General features: G+C 65.9%; 22 protein-coding genes and 1 tRNA gene. 14 read left to right on the top strand and 9 right to left on the bottom strand.

Annotated features, from left to right (window positions below):
* Positions 1-22: 22 nt before the first annotated feature.
* Positions 23-1,966 (bottom strand): acetate--CoA ligase, encoded by a 1,944-nt coding sequence (gene acs / locus VF194_RS15415; protein WP_330892076.1) that lies wholly within the window; start codon positions 1,964-1,966, stop codon positions 23-25.
* Positions 1,967-2,161: 195 nt separating this feature from the next.
* The gene (locus VF194_RS15420) at positions 2,162-2,707 is read right to left on the bottom strand and encodes a MarR family winged helix-turn-helix transcriptional regulator (RefSeq protein ID WP_330892077.1); all 546 of its coding nucleotides are present in this window, start codon (positions 2,705-2,707) and stop codon (positions 2,162-2,164) included.
* Positions 2,708-2,762: 55 nt separating this feature from the next.
* Here VF194_RS15420 and VF194_RS15425 point away from each other — a divergent pair, with 55 nt between their 5' ends.
* Positions 2,763-3,299, top strand: a complete 537-nt coding sequence (locus VF194_RS15425; RefSeq protein ID WP_330892078.1) for a PaaI family thioesterase — start codon at positions 2,763-2,765, stop codon at positions 3,297-3,299.
* A gap of 2 nt (positions 3,300-3,301) precedes the next feature.
* Here the strand turns inward: VF194_RS15425 and VF194_RS15430 are convergent, their stop codons facing one another.
* Complete coding sequence (locus tag VF194_RS15430) at positions 3,302-3,598, bottom strand: hypothetical protein (RefSeq protein WP_330892079.1); 297 nt, start codon at positions 3,596-3,598, stop codon at positions 3,302-3,304.
* A gap of 127 nt (positions 3,599-3,725) precedes the next feature.
* On the opposite strand from VF194_RS15430, the gene VF194_RS15435 reads away from it, so the two are divergent.
* The 10 genes from VF194_RS15435 (at position 3,726) to ccoS (ending at position 11,856) form a co-directional block, all read left to right on the top strand.
* A complete protein-coding gene (locus VF194_RS15435) occupies positions 3,726-4,469 on the top strand; it encodes a helix-turn-helix transcriptional regulator (RefSeq protein WP_330892080.1) in 744 nt (247 codons plus the stop codon).
* Between the two features lie 94 nt (positions 4,470-4,563).
* A tRNA-Gly gene (locus tag VF194_RS15440) sits at positions 4,564-4,637 on the top strand.
* A 241-nt stretch (positions 4,638-4,878) separates the two neighbouring features.
* Entirely contained in the window at positions 4,879-6,537 is a 1,659-nt protein-coding gene (gene ccoN, locus VF194_RS15445; RefSeq protein WP_330892081.1) for a cytochrome-c oxidase, cbb3-type subunit I, read from the top strand.
* A gap of 6 nt (positions 6,538-6,543) precedes the next feature.
* Complete coding sequence (gene ccoO / locus VF194_RS15450; protein WP_330892082.1) at positions 6,544-7,281, top strand: cytochrome-c oxidase, cbb3-type subunit II; 738 nt, start codon at positions 6,544-6,546, stop codon at positions 7,279-7,281.
* Positions 7,278-7,451: a cbb3-type cytochrome c oxidase subunit 3 gene (locus tag VF194_RS15455; RefSeq protein ID WP_330892083.1), complete on the top strand. Its 174-nt coding sequence runs from the start codon at positions 7,278-7,280 to the stop codon at positions 7,449-7,451. Before ccoO ends, VF194_RS15455 begins: the two co-directional genes overlap by 4 nt.
* Complete coding sequence (ccoP, locus tag VF194_RS15460; RefSeq protein ID WP_330892084.1) at positions 7,442-8,323, top strand: cytochrome-c oxidase, cbb3-type subunit III; 882 nt, start codon at positions 7,442-7,444, stop codon at positions 8,321-8,323. The genes VF194_RS15455 and ccoP overlap by 10 nt, the downstream gene beginning before the upstream one ends.
* Positions 8,320-8,502 carry a hypothetical protein gene (locus tag VF194_RS15465; RefSeq protein WP_330892085.1) on the top strand — a complete coding sequence of 61 codons (183 nt, stop codon included), beginning with the start codon at positions 8,320-8,322 and terminating at the stop codon, positions 8,500-8,502. The genes ccoP and VF194_RS15465 overlap by 4 nt, the downstream gene beginning before the upstream one ends.
* 17 nt (positions 8,503-8,519) lie before the next feature.
* On the top strand, positions 8,520-9,383 hold the full coding sequence (locus VF194_RS15470) for a DUF2189 domain-containing protein (RefSeq protein WP_330892086.1): 864 nt from the start codon (positions 8,520-8,522) through the stop codon (positions 9,381-9,383).
* Positions 9,380-11,695, top strand: coding sequence for a heavy metal translocating P-type ATPase (locus VF194_RS15475; RefSeq protein WP_330892087.1), 2,316 nt, complete (start codon positions 9,380-9,382; stop codon positions 11,693-11,695). The genes VF194_RS15470 and VF194_RS15475 overlap by 4 nt, the downstream gene beginning before the upstream one ends.
* Positions 11,692-11,856 (top strand): cbb3-type cytochrome oxidase assembly protein CcoS, encoded by a 165-nt coding sequence (gene ccoS / locus VF194_RS15480; protein ID WP_330892088.1) that lies wholly within the window; start codon positions 11,692-11,694, stop codon positions 11,854-11,856. The genes VF194_RS15475 and ccoS overlap by 4 nt, the downstream gene beginning before the upstream one ends.
* 46 nt (positions 11,857-11,902) lie before the next feature.
* Here ccoS and VF194_RS15485 read toward each other — a convergent pair whose 3' ends face one another.
* Positions 11,903-12,757, bottom strand: coding sequence for a LysR family transcriptional regulator (locus VF194_RS15485; RefSeq protein ID WP_330892089.1), 855 nt, complete (start codon positions 12,755-12,757; stop codon positions 11,903-11,905).
* 121 nt (positions 12,758-12,878) lie between these two features.
* Here VF194_RS15485 and VF194_RS15490 point away from each other — a divergent pair, with 121 nt between their 5' ends.
* Positions 12,879-13,922: a nitronate monooxygenase gene (locus VF194_RS15490; protein WP_330892090.1), complete on the top strand. Its 1,044-nt coding sequence runs from the start codon at positions 12,879-12,881 to the stop codon at positions 13,920-13,922.
* Between the two features lie 26 nt (positions 13,923-13,948).
* Positions 13,949-14,521, top strand: coding sequence for a hypothetical protein (locus tag VF194_RS15495; protein ID WP_330892091.1), 573 nt, complete (start codon positions 13,949-13,951; stop codon positions 14,519-14,521).
* A 14-nt stretch (positions 14,522-14,535) separates the two neighbouring features.
* On the opposite strand, the gene VF194_RS15500 is transcribed toward VF194_RS15495, so the two are convergent.
* Positions 14,536-17,607 carry an efflux RND transporter permease subunit gene (locus VF194_RS15500; RefSeq protein WP_330892092.1) on the bottom strand — a complete coding sequence of 1,024 codons (3,072 nt, stop codon included), beginning with the start codon at positions 17,605-17,607 and terminating at the stop codon, positions 14,536-14,538.
* 3 nt (positions 17,608-17,610) lie between these two features.
* Complete coding sequence (locus VF194_RS15505; protein WP_330892093.1) at positions 17,611-18,708, bottom strand: efflux RND transporter periplasmic adaptor subunit; 1,098 nt, start codon at positions 18,706-18,708, stop codon at positions 17,611-17,613.
* A gap of 254 nt (positions 18,709-18,962) precedes the next feature.
* Here VF194_RS15505 and VF194_RS15510 point away from each other — a divergent pair, with 254 nt between their 5' ends.
* Positions 18,963-19,517, top strand: a complete 555-nt coding sequence (locus VF194_RS15510) for a TetR/AcrR family transcriptional regulator (RefSeq protein WP_330892094.1) — start codon at positions 18,963-18,965, stop codon at positions 19,515-19,517.
* Positions 19,518-19,565: 48 nt separating this feature from the next.
* Here VF194_RS15510 and VF194_RS15515 read toward each other — a convergent pair whose 3' ends face one another.
* From VF194_RS15515 to VF194_RS15525, 3 genes are read right to left on the bottom strand one after another with little or no spacing between them, the layout of a single operon-like run.
* Positions 19,566-20,429, bottom strand: a complete 864-nt coding sequence (locus VF194_RS15515; RefSeq protein ID WP_330892095.1) for a PCC domain-containing protein — start codon at positions 20,427-20,429, stop codon at positions 19,566-19,568.
* A complete protein-coding gene (locus VF194_RS15520) occupies positions 20,426-22,072 on the bottom strand; it encodes an acyl-CoA synthetase (RefSeq protein WP_330892096.1) in 1,647 nt (548 codons plus the stop codon). Before VF194_RS15520 ends, VF194_RS15515 begins: the two co-directional genes overlap by 4 nt.
* Positions 22,069-23,238 carry an acetyl-CoA acetyltransferase gene (locus VF194_RS15525; protein ID WP_330892097.1) on the bottom strand — a complete coding sequence of 390 codons (1,170 nt, stop codon included), beginning with the start codon at positions 23,236-23,238 and terminating at the stop codon, positions 22,069-22,071. The genes VF194_RS15520 and VF194_RS15525 overlap by 4 nt, the downstream gene beginning before the upstream one ends.
* Positions 23,239-23,240: the final 2 nt, after the last annotated feature.

Genomic DNA, 23,240 nt, shown 5'->3' on the forward strand with positions numbered 1-23,240 from the left:
CCGTTCCTCCCTGTAAGCTCCGTCAGCCCCGGTTCATCCGGTTGTTGACCAGATCGTCGACCACGCTCGGATCGGCCAGCGTCGTGGTGTCGCCGAGATTGCCGAATTCGTTCTCGGCGATCTTGCGCAGGATGCGGCGCATGATCTTGCCCGAGCGGGTCTTCGGCAGGCTCGGCGCCCATTGGATCAGGTCGGGCGAGGCGATCGGGCCGATCTGCTGGCGCACATGCGCGACCAGCTCCTTGCGCAGCTCCTCGGACGGCTGGATGCCGGCCTTGAGCGTGACATAGGCATAGATACCCTGGCCCTTGATCTCGTGCGGATAGCCGACCACGGCGGCCTCGGCCACCTTGGAATGGGCCACCAGCGCGCTTTCGACTTCCGCCGTACCCATGCGGTGGCCGGAGACGTTGATGACGTCGTCGACGCGGCCGGTGATCCAGTAATAGCCATCGGCATCGCGGCGGCAGCCATCGCCGGTGAAATACTTGCCCGGGAAGGTGCTGAAATACGTGTCGATGAAGCGCTGATGATCGCCATAGACGGTGCGCATCTGGCCCGGCCAGCTATCGGCAAGGCACAGATTGCCCTCGGTGGCGCCGGTCAGCTCATTGCCGTCGCCATCGACGATCACCGGCTTGACGCCGAAGAACGGCAGCGTCGCCGAGCCGGGCTTCTGCGCGATCGCGCCGGGCAGCGGCGAGATCAGGATGCCGCCGGTCTCGGTCTGCCACCAGGTATCGACGATCGGGCAGCGGCGGTCGCCGACCACGCGGTGATACCAGAGCCAGGCTTCCGGATTGATCGGCTCGCCCACCGAGCCGAGCAGGCGCAGGGAGGCGCGGCTGGTCTTCTTCACCGGCGCCTCGCCCTCGCGCATCAGGGCGCGGATCGCGGTCGGCGCGGTGTAGAAGATGTTGACCTTGTGCTTGTCGATCACCTGCCAGAAGCGCGAGGCGTCCGGGTAGTTCGGCACGCCCTCGAACATCAGCGTGGTAGCGCCGTTGGCCAGCGGGCCGTAGACGATATAGCTGTGGCCGGTGACCCAGCCGACATCGGCGGTGCACCAGTAGATGTCGCCGTCGTGATAGTCGAAGACGTATTGATGCGTCATCGCGACGAAGACGAGATAGCCGCCGGAGGTATGCAGCACGCCCTTCGGCTTTCCGGTCGAGCCGGAGGTATAGAGGATGAACAGCGGATCTTCCGCATTCATCGGCTCGGGCGCGCAGGTCGCCGGCACCTTGGCGGCTTCCTCATGCAGCCAGATGTCGCGGCCGGCCGTCCAGTCGATCTTGCCGCCGGTATGCCTGACGACGAGGACCTTCTTCACGCCCGGACAGGTCTTGAGCGCGGCGTCGGTATTGGCCTTGAGCGGCACCGGACGGCCGCCGCGCAGGCCCTCGTCGGCGGTGATGACGAACTGGCTGTCGCAATCCTGGATGCGGTTGGCGAGGCTGTCCGGCGAGAAGCCGCCGAAGACCACCGAATGCACCGCGCCGATGCGCGCGCAGGCCAGCATCGCATAGGCGGCGGCCGGGATCATCGGCAGATAGATGGTCACGCGGTCGCCCTTCTTGACGCCATGCGCCTTCAGCACGTTGGCGAAGCGGCAGACCTCGTCGTGCAGTTTCTGGTAGGTGATATGCTCGGATTTGGCCGGATCGTCGCCTTCCCAGATGATCGCGGTCTGGTTGGCGCGCTTGGGCAGATGGCGGTCGATGCAGTTGGCGGAAACGTTCAGCTCGCCGTCATGGAACCAGCGGATATGCAGATCCTTCTTGTCGTAGGAGACGTCCTTCACCTTGGTGAACGGCTTGATCCAGTCGAGGCGCTTGCCATGCTCGGCCCAGAAGCCTTCCGGATCCTGGATCGATTTCTCGTACATGGCCTTGTATTGGGTGGCATCCACCCAGGCCCGCTTGGCCCAGTCCGCCGCTACCGGAAACAACTCATTGTCGGCCATGGTCAACTCTCCCTTCCTCAACACTTTTCGTTTTTAGCTTTCGGTTCTCTGCCGGGGCGCTTTGGCGCTTCCTCGCGATGTGCCGAATGATGCCTCCAAAAGGCTGCAATCGACAAGCATCGCACGGCGCCCTTCGACCAAAGCATGGGCCGGAAAGGCGGATTTGGCGGTGATTTCTTGTGCAATTACGCCGGATTATTCGGCGGACGGACTGTCGATGGCCGGACTGTCGACGGCCGGCCCCGGCGTGGCGGCGATCGCGGCGGCCAGGCCGCGCGCCAGCGCCGGATAGCTTTCCGCCAGGCCGGCGATCATCTCGTCCTGCGCCCGGCGCCACAGCGCCACGCCGGCGCGATAGACCATGCGGCCCTCCCGCGTCGCGCGCACCGCCTTGGCGCGGCCGCCCCGGCCGAAGCCCCGGCGCGCCGATCCGACCGCGATATAGCCGGCGGCGATCATCGGCCTGATGTTGCGGGTCAGGGTCGTGCGGTCGAGATCGAGCGCCGCGGCCAGTTCGCTCAGCGTCGCCGGGCGGCCATTCTGCTTCTCGAAGGCCGCCGCCATGCCGATCAGGGCATGCTGCGCCAGGCCGAGCCCGAGCGGCGCCAGATGCCGGCCGTACAGCGCGCTGGCCCGCCGCGCCGCCGCGCGCAGCAAGAAGCAGAGGCAGTCCTCGCGGCCGTCCGGCGCCGGCCGAGGCATCGCCGGCGGCGGACCGGCGGCGGAAAGGGATTGCGGCAAGGCCATATCGTGTATATACACAATATGAAATGATCCGACAAGCCAGGAGAGCCGAATGTCCGCCGCCCCGACGGCGCCCGCCGCGCCAGCCCATGCCGGCCGCAGCGCCGATGCCCAGCCGCCCAAGATCCGCGAATACCGCTCGCTCTCGCTGGACGAATTGCGCCAGATGTCCGGCTTCGAACTGTTCCAGCGCATGCTGGCCGGCGAACTGCCCGGCGCGCCGATCGCCGAGCTGATGAATATGTGGGTGCATGAGGCCGAGCCGGGCCGCGTCGTCTTCGCCGGCCGGCCGGAGCGCAAGCATTACAACCCGATCGGCAGCGTGCATGGCGGCTATGCCGGCACGTTGCTGGACAGCTGCATGTCCTGCGCGGTGCAGTCGATGCTGCCCAAGGGCATGGGCTATACCACGCTGGAATACAAGGTGAGCCTCGTGCGCGCCATCACGGATGGCGTCGGCGCCGTCTATGCCGAGGGCAAGGCGATCCAGGTCGGCAGCCGGATCGGCACGGCGGAAGGCCGCATCGTCGATGCCAACGGCAAGCTCTACGCCACCGGCACGACGACCTGCCTGATCTTTCCGATCTGACGCTAGCGCCGCCAGCGCGGCTTGCGCAGTTCGGCCAGGATGTCGCGGCGGCTCAGCCCGACATCCTTCAGGATCTTGTCGCCCAATACATCGACTATCGGGGCTTCGTTTACCGGGGCATCGTTTACCGGGGCCTCCTCGATCAGGGCGGCAAGCCGGGCGCGTTCGCGGGCATTGGCCTGCCATTGCACCAGCCGCGTGGCAAGCGCCAGGCCGGGCCGCGCCAGCCGGAACAGCGCATGGTCGATCAGCCGGCCCAGCCGACCGCCGAATTGTTCGATGGCTCCCGCTTGCTGCATGGCGCTCTCCGTCACGTCGCTGCCGCCTGAATAAGCCGCCCGGATGCGCCTGTCGCGCGCCGTCGCTTCGGTCGCGGCCGAAGCATGCCGCATTGCCTCGCCGCGGCCGCCTGCCTAGATTGGGCGCATGAGCAACGCCGCCAGCACTACCGGCACCGAGCCGCAATTCGCGCTCGTCGCCGCCCTCGTCGGCGATCCGGCGCGCGCCAACATCCTGCGCATGCTGATGGATGGCCGCGCCCGCACAGCCAAGGAACTCGCCTTCGCCGCCGGCGTCACGCCGCAGACCACCAGCGGCCATCTGGCCAAGCTGGTCGACGGCAAGCTGCTGACCGTCGCCAGCCAGGGCCGGCACCGCTATTACCGGCTGGCGAACGGCCTGGTCGCCTGCGCCATCGAGGGCCTGATGGCCCTGGCCGGCGAGCGCGCGATGCCGCGGCACCGGCATAATCATGCGCTGACCGAGGATCTGCGCCAGGCGCGGACCTGCTACGACCACCTGGCCGGCCGGATCGGCGTGCAGATCTTCAATCGCCTGCTGGCCGCCGACTGCCTGCGCGAGAGCGGCAGCGAGCAGGGCGATTTCGGCGTCACCGCGGAGGGCTATCGGCTGTTCGCCGGGATCGGCATCGATGTCGACAGCGTGGCGCGCCAGCGGCGCGGCTTCGCCCGGCCCTGCCTGGACTGGAGCGAACGGGTGCCGCATCTGGCCGGCGGCCTGGGCGCGGCGATCGCCAGCCGCTGCTTCGAGCTGGGCTGGATCGAGCGCCGGCCGCATAGCCGCGCCGTCGCGGTCACCGCCGCCGGCTGGGACGGCCTGGCCCGCGTCTTCGCGCTGGCGCCTGAGACGCTGCGCGGCGGCCTGTCCTGATCCGCCCGGGCTATGAAAGCCAGGTATTGAATGCCGGCCGTTGCAAGCCGGGCGTTGAAAGCCTGGGACCGCTTCGCTATCTTCGCCCGGCGAAGCGGGTGTAGCTCAATGGTAGAGCAGAAGCTTCCCAAGCTTACGACGGGGGTTCGATTCCCCTCACCCGCTCCAAAGCATCCCGGCCGTTCATAATTCCCCTCGATAAACCGTGTTGCGTTTGGCATATCTGCGTATGCCGCGTTTGCACCGCGCCGGGCACCGATGCTGCGCTGCGACATGACGCCTCATGCTTTGCGTTCCTAATTGCGGTATATACAATACATGTTAAAGCACGCCGGGCGGCTTGGCGCCGGCGTCGCGGCAGGTATCGCGCCAAGCGCGCTGGGAAACCTCTAAAAGAACAGATCGCAGCATGATATCGACGTTGACTACCCGCGAGCGCCAGATCGCGCTCCTCATCTCGATCCTGGTCGCTTTGTGCGGTCTGGTTCTGGCCTGGGCGGGACAGCGCGACGCGCTCGCCACCCACGGCTTCGTGATCCTGTTTTTCGGGCTCGCCTGCGCCTTCGCGGTGATCCACGGCTATTACAAGCCCGAACCCTCCGAAACGCGCCTGACGAGCTATTACGACGAGCCGATCAAGGCCGGCATCCTCATCGCCATGGTCTGGGCGATGGTCGGCATGCTCGTCGGCGACTGGGTGGCCTGGCTTCTGGCCTATCCGGAAATGACCTTCGACACCGCCTGGGCCAGTTTCGGCCGGGTGCGGCCGATCCATACGACCGGCGTGATCTTCGGCTTCGGCGGCAACGCCCTGATCGCCACCTCGTTCCATGTCATGCAGCGGACGTCGCGCACCCGCCTGCCGGATCAGCTCAGCGCCTGGTTCGTGCTGGTCGGCTACAACCTGTTCTGCGTGCTCGCCGCCAGCGGCTATCTGATCGGCATCACCCAGTCGAAGGAATATGCCGAGCCGGAATGGTATGCCGATATCTGGCTGGTGATCGTATGGGTCACGTATTTCGTGCTGTACCTGCGCACCCTGGCGCGCCGCAGGGAGCCGCATATCTATGTCGCCAACTGGTATTTCCTGGCCTTCATCCTGGTGGTGGCGATGCTTCACATCGTCAACAATCTGGCCCTGCCGATTTCCCTGGGCAGCGCCAAGAGCTATTCCCTGTTTTCCGGCGTCCAGGATGCCATGGTGCAATGGTGGTACGGCCATAACGCCGTCGCCTTCTTCCTGACCGCGGGCTTTCTCGGCATGCTGTATTACTACCTGCCGAAACGCGCCGGCCGGCCGATCTATTCCTACCGGATGTCGATCATCGGCTTCTGGGGCATCACCTTCTTCTATATCTGGGTCGGCTCCCACCACCTGCATTACACGGCATTGCCGCACTGGGTGCAGACGCTGGGCATGACCTTTTCCGTCATGCTGCTGGTGCCGTCGTGGATCGCCGCCGCCAACGCGCTACTGACGCTGAACGGCGCCTGGCACAAGGTGCGCGACGACGCCACCTTGCGGTTCATGATGGTCGCCGCCGTGTTCTACGGGCTGTCCACCTTCGAGGGCTCGTTCCTCGCCATCCGGCCGGTCAACTCGCTGTCCCACTACACCGACTGGACCGTCGCCCATGTCCATGCCGGCACGCTGGGCTGGAACTCGATGATCATCTTCGGCGCGTTCTACTATCTCGTGCCGCAATTATGGAAACGCGCGCGGATGTATTCGCCGGTGCTGGTGGAGGTGCATTTCTGGCTCGCGGTGGCCGGCGCCTTCGTCTACGTCTTCGCCATGTGGAATTCGGGCATCATCCAGGGCCTGATGTGGCGCTCCTACAATGAAAGCGGCACCCTGGCCTATTCCTTCCTCGATTCCCTCGTCGCGATGCATCCCTATTACATCGCGCGCGCGACCGGCGGCCTGATGTTCCTCGTCGGGGCGGCCATCGGCTTCTACAACATCTGGATGACGACCCGGGCGGCGCCCGCCGCCGCCGAGGAGCCCGCGGCGGAGCAATCCGCCGCCGCGCTGGCGTCGCAGGCCGCATTGCAAGCTGGGAAATGAGCCGTCATGTTCCGGACCCACTATAAACTCGAACGCTATTCCATCGGGCTCGCCCTGGCGATCATCGTCGTCGCCAGCATCGGCGGCCTGGTCGAGATCGCGCCGCTCTTCACGATCCACCAGACGGTCGAAAGCGCCCCCGGCATGCGGGTCTACACGCCGCTCGAACTGGCGGGCCGCAACATCTACATCCGCGAAGGCTGCTATGCCTGCCATTCGCAGATGATCCGCACCCTGCGCGACGAGGTCGAGCGCTATGGGCCCTATTCGCTGGCCGTGGAATCGCAATACGACCATCCCATGCTGTGGGGCTCGAAGCGCACCGGTCCGGACCTGGCGCGGGTGGGCGGGAAATACACCGATCAATGGCAGGCGGCGCATCTCAACAATCCGCGCGATGTCGTTCCGGTGTCGATCATGCCGGCCTACCCCTTCCTGAAGAGCACGCCGTTGCGCACCGACGACCTGCCCGAGCATCTGGCAACCCTGAAGAAGCTGGGCGTGCCCTACACGGACGAGATGATCAAGAACGCCGTCAGCGATGCCTACGATCAGGCGAATCCCGACAGCGGAGATGCCGATGGCGTGAAGTCGCGCTATGGCGAGGCGACGAATATCCGCGCCTTCGACGGCAATCCCCAATCGCTGACCGAAATGGACGCCCTGGTGGCCTACCTGCAGATCCTCGGCCACCTCACCGATGCCGCCTACCAGCAAGAGGAAGCGGCTGGAGAGAAGAAATGATCGGCTTCGAACATGAGACACTGGTCGGCCTCGCCAAGTCCTGGGGCCTCTTCTACCTGATCGCCCTTTCGGCTTGCGTCCTGGCCTATGTCTTCTGGCCGGGAAACCGCAAGCGCTTCAATCGTGCGAAGAACAGCATCATGAACGACGAGAACGGGCCATGGGCGTGATCGAACGCGACCCCCATACGGGTCATGCCACAACCGGACATGAGTGGAACGGGATCAAGGAACTCAATACCGCGGTTCCCTGGCCGATCATCGCCTTCCTGATCGCCACGGTGCTGTTCTCCGTCGCGTGGTGGATTCTCATGCCGGCCTGGCCCCTGGGGCGGACCTATACCAAGGGCCTGCTCGGCGTCGATGTCCGCCAGGAAGTGGCGGCCGGGCTGCGCGCCGCCGCCGAGAAGCGCGCGGTCTGGACGCAGCGCATCGACAAGGAGGATTTCGCCGCCATTCTGGCCGATGCGGCCCTGATGAAGGATGTGCGCGAAACCGGACATGCCCTGTTCGGCGACAATTGCGCCGCCTGCCATGGCATCGGCGCGAAGGGCGGCCCCGGCTTTCCCAGCCTGGTCGACGGTGCATGGCTGTGGGGCGGAACGCCCGAGGCCGTCTTCGAGACGATCCGGGTCGGCGTGAACGCGCAGCATCCCGAAAGCCGCTCCTCCCAGATGCCGGCCTGGGGCCGCGACCAGATGCTGGACCGCGCGGCAATCACCGACGTGGTCAGCTATGTCTATGCCCTGTCGCATCCGGGCCAGGCGAAAAAGGCGGATGCCGGCCATATCTCCGCCGGAGAGAAGATTTTCGCGGACAATTGCGCCGCCTGCCATGGCGCGGATGCGAAAGGCAATGCGGAGACCGGCGCCCCCGACCTGACGGATTCATTCTGGCTTTACGGCGGCGACGAAGCTTCGATCTACGAATCCGTCTACAACGGCAGGCAGGGTCATATGCCGAGCTGGGAAGGCCGGCTGAGCGAAACCGACCGCAAGATTCTGGCGCTTTACCTGATCGATCTCGGCAAGGGGTCGCAATGAAAGCGCGGATCAGGATACGGCTCGCGGTCGGCCTGGCGATCCTGACCGTGCTCGGCATCTTCACCGCCGCCAATGCGCATCTGATTTGGACATCGGTGCGCTCGCAGCCCGATTGCGTGCCGCATCTCAAGATGCCCGGGCGGGACGGACAGTTCCGCGCCGCGCAGTCGTCCTGCTGAGCGCAAGGAGGATCACTATGGCCTTGACCCGCGACACCGACGAACTTCCCCCCGTCGTTCCTCCCATCGCCCCCGCCAAGCCCAACTGGGACCGGGCGGTGCCGCCGGCCGTCGCCTTCGCCTGGCTTGCGGCGGGATGGCGGGATTTCGCCCGGCGGCCCTGGCTCAGCCTGTCCTACGGCCTGGTGGTTTTCCTGATCTCGCTGGCCATCGTCGCCGGACTTTTCAATCTCGGCTACGACTACATCCTGTTTCCGGCAGTCTCCGGCTTTCTGGTGGTCGCGCCGCTGGGCGCGACCGGCCTTTATGAAAAGAGCCGGCGGCTGGCGCTCGGTCAGCCGGTCACGCTGGCCGACATGCTCTGCGTCAAGATCCGCTCCGGCGGCCAGATCGTGTTCGTCGGACTGCTTCTTTGCCTGCTGATGATGCTCTGGAACCGGGCGGCCGTCCTGCTCTATGCCCTCTTCTTCGGGTTCCGCCCGTTCCCCGGCATCAACGAGGTTCTCGTGATACTGCTCACGACGCCGCTGGGCTGGGCGCTGCTCGTCGTCGGCAGCCTGGTCGGCGGCCTGTTCGCGGCCTTTTCGTTCGCCATCAGCGTGTTTGCCGTCCCGCGGCTTCTGGCCGAGCGGACCGATGCCCTGACCGCGATGGGACAGAGCATGGCCCTGGTGTGGAACAACCTGCCCGTCATGCTGACCTGGGGGGCGATCGTCGTCGGGCTTTTCGCCCTGAGCCTGGCAACCGGCCTGATCGCGCTGATCGTCGTTTTCCCGGTTCTCGGCCATGCGACATGGCATGCCTTCTCGACGATGCGGGGCGCGCTGGATGCGGCTGAACAGCCAACCGCCGAGAGGGGAGCGGCCGGAGCCGCCTCATGAACCAGCACCCGCCGGAGGCCGCAGCCTATGCCGGCCCGCCAGCCGCGCAGGATGGCTATCCTTCACGCGAGGAGGTCATGCTGGCCTCGCGTTTGGCCGGGAAGGATCTGCGCGAGGTCAGGTTTTCGGTTCCGTCCATCCATTGCGGCGGCTGCCTTCGCAGCATCGAGCGTGCGCTGGGCCGCCTCGACAACGTGGCGGAGGTGCGCGCCAATCTGACCACGAAGAGCGTCACCGTCCGCTGGCCGGACGGCGCGCCGCCGCCGCCGATAGCCGAGACGCTGGCCGCCATCGGCCATACGGCACATCTGGGCAGTGGCGATGCCGCGGCGACGGACCGCACGCAGGCCGAACTGATCCGCGCGCTGGCGGTGGCGGGATTCGCCGCCGGGAACATCATGCTGTTCTCGGTTTCGGTCTGGTCCGGCGCGGAGGCCGAACTGCGCAACCTGTTCCATGTCCTGTCGGCCGTCATCGCGTTTCCAACCCTCGTCTATTCGGGGCGGATCTTCTATCGCTCCGCCTGGGCCGCCATCCGTCACGGACGCACCAACATGGACGTGCCGATTTCGATCGGCGTGGCGCTCGCCTTCGCGATGAGCCTTTACGATACGGTTCAAGGCGGCCCGCATGCCTATTTCGACGCCGCCGTCATGCTGCTGTTTTTCCTGCTCATCGGGCGCACTCTCGATCATTTCATGCGCGCCAGGGCGCGGTCGGCGGTCGGCGATCTCGCCAAGCTGACGGCGCGCGGCGCGAGCGTGGAGCATGAGGACGGCAGCCGCTCCTATCTGCCGGTGGACGAGATCAGGCCTGGCATGACGATCCTTCTGGCCGCCGGCGAGAGGGTGCCGGTCGATGCGCGCGTACGCTCCGGCGCCTCGACGATCGACCGTTCGCTGGTGACCGGCGAAAGCGCGCCGCGGCCGGTTTCCGCCGATGCGGTCATCGAGGCCGGCACGCTCAACCTCACCGGGCCGTTGCGGCTCGAAGCGATCAGCACGGCGCGCGATTCCTTCCTGGCGGAAATGGTTCAGCTGATGAGCGCGGCCGAGGCCGGCCGCTCCGCCTATCGGCGGCTCGCCGACAAGGCGGCCGGCCTGTATGCGCCGCTGGTGCATAGCGCCGCGTTTCTGGCCTTTCTGGGCTGGGCCGTCGCGACGGGCGACTACCACCGGGCGGCGACGATCGCGATCGCGGTGCTGATCATCACCTGCCCCTGCGCGCTCGGCCTTGCCGTTCCCATCGTCCAGGTGGTCGCGGCGCGCCGCCTGTACGAGCGCGGCGTCATGGTGAAGGACGGCGCCGGACTCGAACGCCTGGCCGAAGCCGATACGGTGGTTTTCGACAAGACCGGCACTTTGACGGCGGACTGCCCGGAGCTTGCACATATCTACTCCGCCGATGACCGGGCCCTGGAGCTAGCCGCCGCTCTGGCGGCGCATTCCCGGCATCCCCAGTCGCTGGCGATCGTGGCGGCACAGGCCGCGCAACCCAAGCACGGCGAGACCAGGCATCTCGATGACCTGCGCGAAGTTCCCGGACAGGGGCTCGAGGCGCGCGCCGGCTCGGCGCTGCTTCGGCTCGGCCGCGCGGAATGGGCGCTCGACGATCCGGCCGCGATTGCGGCCCTGCGGCAGCAATCGCGCACAATCCTGTCCCGCAACGGGCAGCTGGTTGCCGCCTTCGCGTTCCGCGAGCGCCTGCGCCCCGGCGCGCAGGGGGCGATCGCAACTCTGAAGGACCATGGCATCGCCGTCGAGATACTGTCCGGCGATCATGCGGGCGCGGTCGAAAGCCTGGCCGGAAATCTTGGCGTGACCCGCTTCGCCGCCGGCCTGCGGCCCGGCGACAAGCTGACGCGGCTGGAAGCGCTGGCCCAGGCCGGCCGCAAGGTGCTGATGGTCGGCGACGGCCTCAACGATGCGCCCGCTCTCGCCGCGGCGCATGTTTCCATGGCCCCGTCCAGCGCCGTCGATGTCGGACGCAATGCGGCGGATTTCGTCTTCATGCGCGGCAACCTGGAAGCCGTGCCCTTCGCGCTGGCCATCGCCAGGCGCGCCGGCCGGCTGATCCGGGAAAACTTCGCCCTCGCCATCCTCTACAACGCGGTCGCCTTGCCATTCGCGGTCGCCGGCTACGTCACGCCGCTGGCCGCCGCGCTCGCGATGTCGGCATCGTCGCTGCTGGTGGTCGGCAATGCGTTGCGTCTCAATAGGGAACGCCCGCGAAAGACCGGGCGAAAGGGTGCGCCAAGCCTTGCGGACAGGGCGGCGCAGTCCTTGCCTGTTGCAGCCGGAGGTGCCGAATGAGCGTGCTCGTCTATCTGATCCCGGTGTCGATCGCGCTCGGCGCCGCCGGCCTTCTCGCTTTCCTCTGGTCGCTGCGAAGCGGACAATATCAGGACCTGGACGGCGCGGCCGAACGCGTCCTCTTCGACGACGAAGAGGGACCGGAGATCGGCAAACCGTAACAGCGGCGGGACCGGTTCGCGCCCTGGCGGGCCGCCGGCGCGATTTTCAGGAAAACGAGTATTGCCGGGCATACTGCCTGAGGCTGTCCAATGCGACGCCGATCGTCTCCTTGTCGGCCTCTGCATGCGAAACCAGATAGGCCGGCAGCGAGAATTCCAGCGCGCCCCGGATATGATGCAGCCGGCCATTGGCGACATGCGGCGCGACCAGCCGTGCCGGGAAATATCCGGATCCGCCATTGCTGAGGATATGCTGCAGGCCCAGCCAGCCGATATTCGCCGTCAGCGCCGCGCCGGTATAATCGGGATAACTGGCGCTGTGCCGGGCGTAAAACTCCGGCCCCCAATCGTTGTAGACATAGTCGCCGGAGGGAATGGCGGAGCTTTCCGGGTTGGTCGATACCAGCACCAGCCTGTCCTCCAGCAACGGTTCGACGAGCAGGCCCGGCCGGCTTTGCGGCGCATACATGACGCCGATATCGATCCGCCCCTCCATCAGTCCCTGCATCAGATCGGCCTCGAAGCCGATCTCCGCGCGCAGGGAAATGTCGGGCGCTGCGGCGCGCATCGCCGGCAGCCATTTGATGAGCAGTTGTTCCCACAGGCCGAACCGGCCGCCGATGCTGATCGCGGCGCGGAAGCCGCGCGGCACGCCGACATCGTTCCTCGCAAGCTCGACGGTGCGCACAAGCATGGCGGCATGCTTCTGGAACTGCCGCCCGGACGGCGTCAGGCTGACGCCGGCCTTGTTGCGCACGAACAGCGCGCAGCCAAGCTGCTGCTCGAGATTCTGGATCCGGGCGCTGACCGTGGACTGGGTGACGTTGAGCAATTCGGCGGCGTCGATGAAGCTGCCCGCCGAAATGACCGCCAGAAAGGTCCGTGCCAGTTCCGTATCCAAGGGTTTCGGCCGTTAATATCGGAATTATCGATTTTATAGGTCATTAATATTCGCTTTTCAAATTTTTATAGCCCGATATCGTGGATTGTCTGCTGTAGCCAAGCACGAGGCGCCGACGGCCATGCCCCTTCGCACACCGATCTGCGACATTCTGCAATGCCACTATCCGATCCTGCAGGCCGGCATGGGCGGCGTGGCGCGCGCCGAGCTGGTCGCCGCCGTTTCGACGGCCGGCGCCTACGGCTTCCTCGGCATGGTGCGCGAAGCGCCGGACTTCATCGCCGCGCAGATCGATGCCGTGCGCGCCGAGACCGACCGGCCGTTCGGCGTCAACCTGATCCCGGCCGCCACCGAGCCCAGCCTCTTCAGGGCCGAACTCGATGTCTGCCTCGCCCGGCGGGTGCATTCGATCTGCTTCTTCTGGAGCGTCGATGCCGAAGCCGTCGCGCGGGCCAAGGCCGGCGGCTGCATCGTGCTCTACCAGGTCGGCTCGGTCAAAGACGCCATCGCCGCCGAGGCGGCAGGCGCCGACATCATCATCGCCCAGGGCTTCGAAGCCGGCGGGCATGTGCGTGGCGCGGTATCCTCCCTGGTGCTGCTGCCGCAGGTCGCGGCGGCGGTCGGCTGCCCCGTCGTCGCCTCCGGCGGCTTCGCCACCGGCCGCAGCCTGGTGGCGGCCCTCTCGCTCGGCGGCCAGGGCATTCATTGCGGCACGGCTTTCCTGGCGACGACCGAATCCTTCGCCCACGATTGCCATAAGAACGCCCTGCTTGCCGCCGGCTCGGAAGACACCGTCTATACCGACGCCTTCTCGATCAATTGGCCGCCGCATTCTCCCGTGCGCGTGATCCGCAATGCCGCCACCGACCAGCTCGGCGGTCAGCTGGTCGGCCATGATCCGGACGATCTGTGGTGGGAGCAGGTGGCGACCGATTCCGGCCGCCCGATCTACCGCTACAGCACGGACTCTCCGCTGCGCACCACCTGCGGCAATGTCGACGAACTGGCCCTGTTCGGCGGCCAATGCTGCGGCATGGTCACGACGATCGTGCCGGCAGCCCGGCGCATCAATGATATTATCCGAGAGGCGGAAGCGACCCTGCACCAGTTCGAGAACAACCTGTATCCCGCGCTGCCGGCCGAGCAGCTGGTGGGCAGCCTCTGACGTCCGGAAAGGAAACGGCGAGCGATATGCACAAGCGGCTTTCCCACCGGGCGGATATCGGCAGCGAATTACAGGACCAGTTCCGCAGCGGTTATCGGCCGAGCAGCATCGCCGGGCCGGACGAGGACCCCAATGTCGGCCATGCCTGCTACGCCTCTCCCCCCTGCTACATGCATGAACTCGATCCGACCTGCTTCGAGACCACGGCGGATACCGAGCTGGCCGCGCTGCTTCGGGAGCTGCTTGCCGAATGGACAGGCGCCATCCCGCCGATCGACGCCATGTGCGCCGCCATCACGGAAGGCGTGATCGCCGCAGACCTCAGGAAGATCCGCGATCAGACCGTCGCGCATTGCCAGAAACTCGAACACATGCTCGGCCCGTCCGCCGCCCTGCCGGCGCGCCTTACCGATCTCACGCTGCATGACTTCATGGAGCGCAGCCATATCCGCCATCGCCTGATAGATCGGGCCAAGAGCCTATTGCCGCAGCTCTCCGACCGCGCGGCGCGGGATACGCTCGCCAGGATGGTCAACGCCTTTCCGGATACCGAACTGACCATCCTGGTTGCGGCTACGCTGCTTCACCTCAACAGCTGAATGCGGCAAAGCCGTCATTCGGCAGGGTGCGGATTATCCTGCGCGGCGGACTCCGGCATGAGACGGCGCTCGCGCGCCAGCAGAGTATAGGCGGTCGGCACCACGAAGAGGGTCAGCAACGTGCCGAGCAGCAGGCCGCCGACGATGACGAGGCCGATCTGGTTGCGGCTTTCGGCGCCGGCTCCCATCGCCGCGGCAAGCGGCACCGCGCCCAGCACCATCGCCGCCGTGGTCATCAAGATCGGGCGCAGGCGCATGCCCGCCGCCTCCACCACCGCCTCCAGCCGGCCACGGCCCTGGTCCTGCAGCTGGTTGGCGAATTCCACGATCAGGATGCCGTTCTTGGTGATCAGCCCGACCAGGGTCACCAGTCCGACCTGGCTGTAGATGTTCATCGTGCCGCCGCCCAGTTTCAGCGCCAGCAGCGCGCCGGTCATCGACAGCGGCACGGTCAGCATGATGATCAGCGGATCGATGAAGCTTTCGAACTGCGCCGCCAGAACCAGGTAGATGAAGATCAGCGCCAGGATGAAGGTGAAATAGATGTCGCCGGACGCCTGCATAAATTCGCGCGACTGGCCGTAATAATCGATCTGCACGCTGGCCGGCACCACCTTGCGGGCCGCCTCCACCATCTGCGCCAGCGCCTCGCCCTCGGAATAGCCGGGCGCGACATTGGCGGTGATATCGGCGGCGCGGAGCTGGCTCATCCGGGTCAGTTCGCGCGCGGTAAGCGATTCCCGCACGTCGACCAGATTGGACAGCTGGATCATCTGGCCGCCGCTGCCGCGCACATAGATCTTCGACAGATCCTCCGGATTGGTTCGCGCCACATCGGCAATCTGCACGATTACGTCATACTGCTTGCCGTTCTGCTTGAACCGGGTGACCTGCCGGCCGCCCAGCATGGTTTCCAGCGTACGGCCGATCGCCTCAACCTCGACGCCGAGGTCGGCCGCCTTCTCGCGATTGACCGAGACCTTGATCTCCGGCTTGTTGAGCTGCAGCCGCGTGTCGATGTTGGTCAGGGCCGGATACTTCGCCGCCTCCTGCATCACGGCGTGCACCATCCGGTTCAGATCGTCGTAATCGGCGCTGGTCTGCAGCACGATCCAGATCGGCGCGGACCGGAGATTCTGCCCGAGCGATGGCGGATTGGTGACGAAGCCGCGAACGCCGGCGAGTTCACGGAACTTGGGCGTCAGCTCGTTGACGATCTCCTGCTGCTTGCGTTTGCGCTCGTCCCAGTGCTTCAGACGGGTGAACGATACGCCCTGCGAGACGATCGGGTTGCCGGCCACCACGAAGCGTGCTTCGGCCTCGGGCACGGCTTCGACGATCGACTCTACCTGGCGCGCGTATTTCTCCATGTAAGTGATGGTGGCGCCTTCGGGGCCGTTGAAGCTGCCGATCACGGTGCCGCGATCCTCCACCGGCGACAGCTCCGACTTCAATCCGGTGAACAGGAAATAGCTGGCGCCGGCGAAGACGACGCCGACGAGAATCACCAGCGGCCGCATCCGGAGCGAGGTGCGCAGCAGCCTGCGGTAGCCGTCGGTGAGCCCCTCAAGCCCGCGCTCGACGAGGTTGTAGATCATGCCATGCCGGGCCTCGTGCCGCAGCAGGCGGCCGCACATCATCGGGCTGAGCGTGAGCGCGACGAAACCCGATACCAGAACCGCGCCGGCCAGAGCCCAGGCGAATTCGGTAAACAGCCGCCCCGTGGTGCCGCTCATGAAGCCGATCGGCGCATATACCGCCGCGAGCGTCAGCGTCATGGCAACGACGGCGAAGCCGATCTCCTTCGCGCCGGTAAAGGCCGCGCGCAGCGGCGGCATGCCATCCTCGATATGGCGGTAGATGTTCTCCAGCACGACGATGGCATCGTCGACCACCAGACCGATCGCCAGCACCATCGCCAGCAGGGTCAGGGTGTTCACGGTGAAGCCGAGCGCGTACATGATGGCGAAGGCCCCCAGCAACGACGCCGGAATGGTCACCACGGGAATCAGCGTGGCCCGGAAGTTGCGCAGGAACAGGAAAACCACCGCCACCACCAGAAGGACCGCCTCGCCGATGGTGTGATAGACGGAATTGATCGAGGCGCGGATGAAGACCGACGTATCGTAGGCGACCTCGACATGCATGCCCTCCGGCAGAAGGTCGATGATGCCCGGCAGGGCCTCGCGCACGCTTTCGGAGATTTCGAGCGGATTGGCCACCGCCTGCTTGACGATGCCGATCGCCACCGCCGGCTTGCCGTTGAAGCGCACGCTGACCCGCTCGTCGAGCGGCCCGACCTCGACACGCCCGACATCGCGCAGCCGTACCGGATAGCCGTTGACCTCGCGCACGATGATCGCGCCGAACTGATCCGGCGTGCGCAGGTCGGTCTCGGACAGCACGGTGAATTCCATGTTGCGGCTTTCGATGCGGCCGGCCGGCACCTCGATATTCTGCCGCCGCAGCGCGCCCTCGACATCCTGCGGCGTGAGGTCGTAAGCGGCAAGCCGCGCGGCATCCAGCCAGATCCGCATGGCGTAGCGCCGCTCGCCGAAGATGCGCGCCTCCGCCACGCCGGGGATCGACTGCAGGCGGTCCTTGACGAAGCGGTCGGCGAAGTCGGTCAACTCCATGGCCGAATGGCGGCTGGAGGAAAACGCCAGATACAGGACCGGCTGCGCATCTGCCTCGATCTTCGAGATCACCGGCTCTTCGATCTCGTCGGGCAGCTTGCCGCGCACGCGGCTTACGCGGTCCCGTACGTCGTTGGCGGTTTCCTCTGCGTTGCGCGACAGCTTGAAACGCACGACGACCAGGCTGCGCTCCGGCCGCGTGATCGAGCGCAGAATGTCGATTCCCTCGATGCCGGCGATCGATTCCTCCAGCACACGGGTCACCTGGCTCTCGATCACCTCGGCACTGGCGCCGCGGTATATCGTCTCGACCAGCACGACGGGAGGATCGATGTTCGGATATTCGCGGACCGTCAGGCGGGTGAACGACACCAGGCCGACCACGACAACCACCAGACTGAGGACGGTCGCGAAAACCGGCCTGCGGATGCACAGCTCGGAGATTTTCATCGCCTATGAGCCCCGGATCTGCGAAAGGCGGACGAACTGGCCGTCGCGCAGCTTCATCGCACCCTCGGCCACGATCCGATCGCCGGGGCTGAGGCCGGAGAGGATTTCGACGCGGGCATCCCGGCGCAGGCCGATCTTCACTTTCGTCTGCACCGCCTTGTCGTCGACGACGCGAAAGACGTAGATATCCGTACCCGACGGCAGCAAGGCCGTTTCCGGCACCAGCAGGGCGTCGCGTTCGTCGACGATCAACGTCACGCGGGCGAACATGCCGGGGCGGAGCTGGCGGTCCGGGTTGGGCAGCCGGGCGCGCAGGATGGCGGCGCGGCCATTGGCGTCGAAAGCCGGGTCGATGGCGTAGACGCGCCCTTCGAATTCGCGCCCCGGCAAGGCGTCGAGGCGAACCCGGATCGCCTGATCCGGCGCCAGCAGGCGGGCATATATCTCAGGGACGCGAAAATCGACCTTGAGCCTGTCGAGACTCTCGATGTTCACCATCGCCTGCCCAGGATTGACGTAGTCGCCGACGCTCACCTGACGCAGGCCGGCCACGCCGTCGAACGGCGCCGCGATGGTGCTCTTGTCCAGCACCGCCTGCGCCAGCGCCAGGCTCGCCTCGTCGCTGGACAGCTTTGCGGTTGCCTCATCGAGCGCCCGCTGGGTTCCCGCGCCGCGCTGAAACAGCTCGCGGGCCCGTTCGAAATTCGCCCGGCTGAGGACGATGCTCGCCCGCGCCTGGCTGACCTGGGCACGGGCGATGGCCGCATCCAGCCGCACCAGCGGCTCGCCCCGTTTCACCGCGCGGCCTTCGTCGAACAGGATTTCCGCTATGCGGCCGGCGATCTCCGGCCGCAAGATCACCGATTCCTCCGATCGCAGACTGCCGACCGCCTCGATCTGCTGCTGCACCTTGCCGCGGCTGACGGTCTGGATGTCGACGGGGATCGGCGCGCTGCTGCTGCCCGGCTCGGTGCCCGGTTTGGGCGTGGCCGACGCGACGGCAGCGGGATCGAAGATGGCCCTGATCTGAGGAGCAAACTGCCACACGCCGACGCCGACGACAGCCAGCCCCGCGACGGCCGCAACAAAAGCCTTACGCATTCCTATCCCCGCCTCTCCCTGCCGGCACCATCATTGATGGCAAAGTCCTGTCTACGCTGCAGGGTTTGCCTTGTCGCCAAGGGCCGTCAATAACTATACTATAGGGTACAGAAAATATGCCGCGCAACAGACAAGATATCTCCCGCAGGCGGGAGCCGAAGGTCGCCGCATCCGACGACGCCGGGTTCGGTGCGGAGCATGCGCGGCGGCGCGGTCGGCCGGTGGATCTGCGCAAACGGACCGGAATTCTCGCCGTGGCCAAGCGTGTCTTCCTCGAACGCGGCTTTCATGCCGCCAGCATGGATCTGATCGCTGCGCGAGCCGGGGTATCGAAGATCACAGTCTATGCGCATTACTCCGACAAGGCGACGCTGTTCGGCGCCATCATAGAGGATATTGCCGGGCAGCTGACCCGGGAAATCGACCAGCTGGCGATCGCCGGCCTGCCGCCCGAGCAGGCCTTGCGGCGGGTCGGCGCAACCTATCTCCGGTTGACACTGGCGCCGCAATCGCTGGCCCTGTACCGACTCCTGGTTGCCGAAGCGGCCCATTATCCGAAGCTGGGACGCCTGATCCACCAAAGCGGTCCGCGCCCGATCGTGGCAACGCTCGCCCGCTACCTGGAATCGCGCCGCGAGTTGCGCATCGGCGACACATTGCTGGCGGCCGAGCAGTTCCTGGGCATGGTGCTCGGGCATCGCCAGCTTGGCCTTTTGCTGGATGCCCTGCCCAAGGCGGCGACCCGCGCCGACATCGACAAGGTGGTCGACCATGCCGTCAACCTGTTCCTATACGGCTGCGGCGCATAAGCACGTAATGCGGCAAGCCAGGGCTGGCTCTGCACGAGACCTGGCTCGTCACAAGACTTCGAGCACCAGTTCCATAGTCATCAGCACCGGATTGTCTCCCCGTACCAGCCGGCCTTCCGCAACATCGCCCTGATAGTCGACCAATCCGACATCCAGTTCGGCCTGCAGGCCTCCAGCCGGCCCCGCGGCAATCTCCGCCGGCCGGACGGCCAGCTCGGTGGCAAAGGGCTCGACGCGACGGCCATCGGCAAACCGCGCCCCGATCGTGCTGCCGACCCCGCCGTGAAGCCGGGCCCGCGTGATGCCGCGTGCCGCGCAGAAACCTTCCAGGGCATGGGCGAAATCCTGGTTTGGCCGCAGGCGCAAGGCAAAAGCCCGGGCGGCGGCCTTGCTGCCCGCCGGCTTCAGCGGGACCGGCCCGAACAGCTTGAAATTCGTCTCGGCATCCGGCTCGACGTCGAAGACGCCGCCATCGAAGCCGAATGCCTGTACCAGGAAAGGTTCGGCGACGATAGTCTGGTCGGCCAAAACATGGCCCCCCATGATCCTCCCGTCGGCCTCGTTCCATACGGCGTGGCAATGGATGAACGGATTTCCCTCGTTGCGGCCGAGCGTCATGGACGCCATCTTCAGACGCGTGATGCCGGCGGGACGGAAGGTCTCGCTGTAAAAGGCGGCATTCCTCCCGTCCTTGGAAAGGGCCGGAATGACATAGGCGAAGGGAGCGAACGCACCCTCGGCAGCATTGACGACGCCGCCGACGAAGCCCGCATCCGCAAAGCCGCGGCGCACCGCCTCCAGCAGCGACAGGCCGGCCGGCAGCGTGAAGGAGAAGGCGCGGCCGCGCCCCTCCACCCATTGGATGCGCTCGGGTGTTTTCGGCCCCGGCTGGGCGGTACGCCGCATCGTCATGATCCCACCTGCTGGTCAATGGCATCGAGCAGACCGCGTGCCTCGAGTTCGTCCCGCACCAGGCGCTTGGGTATTTTACCATAGCCCGATTTCGGCAACGCATCCCAGAAGAACCAGCGTTTCGGCATCTTGTAGCGCGGCACTTTCGCGGCCAGGAAATCGGCCAGCTCGGCTTCGCCGATCGGCGCGGCATCCTCGCGCAGAACGCAGACCGCCACACCCACCTCGCCCCAGACCGGATCGGGTACGCCAAGGACGGCGACTTCGCTCACTGTCGGATGGGCGAGGATTTTTTCCTCGATCTCGCGCGGATAGATGTTCGATCCGCCCGAGATATACATGTCGGACGCGCGACCCGTGATGTACACGAAACCCTGCTCGTCCATATGTCCAAGATCGCCGGTGCGGAACCAGCCGTTGCGGAAGGACTTGGCATTGGCCTCGGGGTTGTCGTAATAGCCGGCGAAAACCGCCGGGCCGATCACGCATATTTCGCCGGTTTCGAACGGCGCAAGTTCGCGTCCGTCGTCGTCCTGTATCGAAACCTGCATGCCGGTGCGCTCGAATCCGCAGGTGCCGATCCGCGCATGCGGCCCGTCCTCGGCGTCATGCAGGGCCGGCGGCAGAACGGTGATGTTGCCCGTCACCTCGCCGAGGCCGAAATACTGCACCAGCACCTTGCCCAGCTTCTTCAGCGCCGCCTTCTGGTCTTCGCGATACATCGGCGCGCCGGCATAGATCACATAGCGCAACGAGGAATGATCGTAACGGTCGATCGACGGATGCTCGACCATCATTTTCAGGATTGTCGGCACCGTGAAGATGTTGGTCACGCGATGCGCCTCGATCAGCCGGAATGCCTCGTCGATGTCGAACCGTTCGCTCGACAGCAGAATGGTCGGAACCGCCCGCGCGGTCTGCACCAGCTGATGCACGCCGGCCCCGTGCGACAACGGCGCGACGACGAGGGAGGCGTCCTGCTCCGTAGTGCCCGGCATCAGGTCGCAAAGGTGGTTGGTGACGACGAAGGCCATCTGGCCGTGCGTCAGGACCGCAGCCTTCGAACGGCCGGTCGTGCCCGAGGTGAAGAAGAACCAGCATGGATCGTCGTATTCGACCTCGGCATCCGCCACCGGCGTGCCGCCATGGGCGGCGATCTTCTGTTGCACCGACGCTTCGCCCAGAGTCCCCTCGCCGATCCGCCAGGTGAAGACAAGCGTCCGGCTCGCCTCGGCGACGGCCGCCGCATGGTCGGGAAAATCGCCGTGGCAAAGAAACGCCCTGGCGCCCGAGGCGGTGGCAAGATAGGCGACTTCATCCGGCATCAGCCGGAAATTGGTCGGCACCCAGACGGCCCCGAGCCGGAAGGCGGCGAACATCGACCAGAACATCTCGTCGCAATTCTTGGAATGCACCAGAATCCGGTCGCCCTTGCCGATGCCGCGCGCCGCCAGCGCCGCCGCCAGGGCAGTGACGAGGCCGTCGATCTCGCGCCAGGTCCAGGACCTGTCGCCCCAGACGAAGCCGACGCGGTCGCCATGACGACGGGCATTCTGGGTCAGAAAATGCGCCAGGTTCATCACGCGGCGCGATACACGTGCGATGCCGCCGACCGGCACCGGCTGGGCCGCCGGAGTCGTCACTTGGTACGCTCCAGGATCGAAACGTAGTTGGCGACGGCCGCGCCACCCATATTGAAGACGCCGGCGAGAGCCGCGTCGGGAAGCTGCATTTCACCGGCTTCGCCGACCAGCTGCATGGCGGCCATGACATGCTGCGACACGCCCGTGGCGCCCAGCGGATGTCCGCGCGACTTGAGGCCGCCGGACAGGTTGACCGGCAGGCGCCCGCCGCGCGAGGACTGGCCTTCGCGGGCCACGCGCCAGCCCTGGCCCGGCTCGGCGAGGCCCATCGCCTCGTACTCGATCATCTCGGCGATGGTGAAGCAGTCATGCGTCTCGACCAGATCCAGATCGTCGATCGCGATTCCCGCATCTGCCTTCGCCCTGCTCCAGGCGCGCCTGGCGCCCTCGAAGGCGACGGGATCGCGCCGCGACAGAGGCAGCATATCGTTGACGTGCTGCCGGGCGCGGAAGGAGATCGCCCGCCGCAGCGTTTGTGCGGTTTCCTCGTCGGCGACGACCAGCGCGGCTGCGCCGTCGGAAACCAGCGAACAATCGGTCCGGCGCAGCGGTCCGGCCACGAGGGGATTCCGGTCCGACACCGTATTGCAGAAATCGAAACCGAAATCCTTACACATATGGGCCAGCGGATTGGCGAGGCCGTGCTTATGGTTTTTCGCGGCGATCATGGCGAGTTCCTGGCTGCGATCGCCGTAGCGCTGGAAATAGGTCTGCGCGATGCGGCCGAAGATTCCGGCAAAGCCGGACTCGCCCATTTCCTCCTTTCGATAACAGGCTGTCAGCAGGATGTCGCCAAGCTCGCTGCCCGCAGTCGCGGTCATCTTTTCCGCACCGACCACGAGCGCGATGCGGCCGCGGCCGCTTTCGATGAAATCGAGCGCCGAATACAAGGCCGCCGATCCGGTGGCGCAGGCATTTTCGACATGCATGGATGGCGCATAGGCAAGATCGGGAAGGTTCGTCGCAACCAGCGCGCCTTCGAATCCCTGCCGGGAAAAGCCGTTATTGTAGACCCCGACGGTGATGGCATCGACATCGGCGGGCGCGACGCCGGCATGATCGAGCGCGGCGGCCGCGACCCGTCCAATCAGGCTCTCGACATCGGGTTCGTCCAGCTTGCCGAAGGGGGTATGCGCCCAACCCACGATCGCTGCGCCACGCGTCATTT

The organism is Ferrovibrio sp. (assembly GCF_036381655.1).
In the GTDB taxonomy this organism is placed as follows: domain Bacteria; phylum Pseudomonadota; class Alphaproteobacteria; order Ferrovibrionales; family Ferrovibrionaceae; genus Ferrovibrio.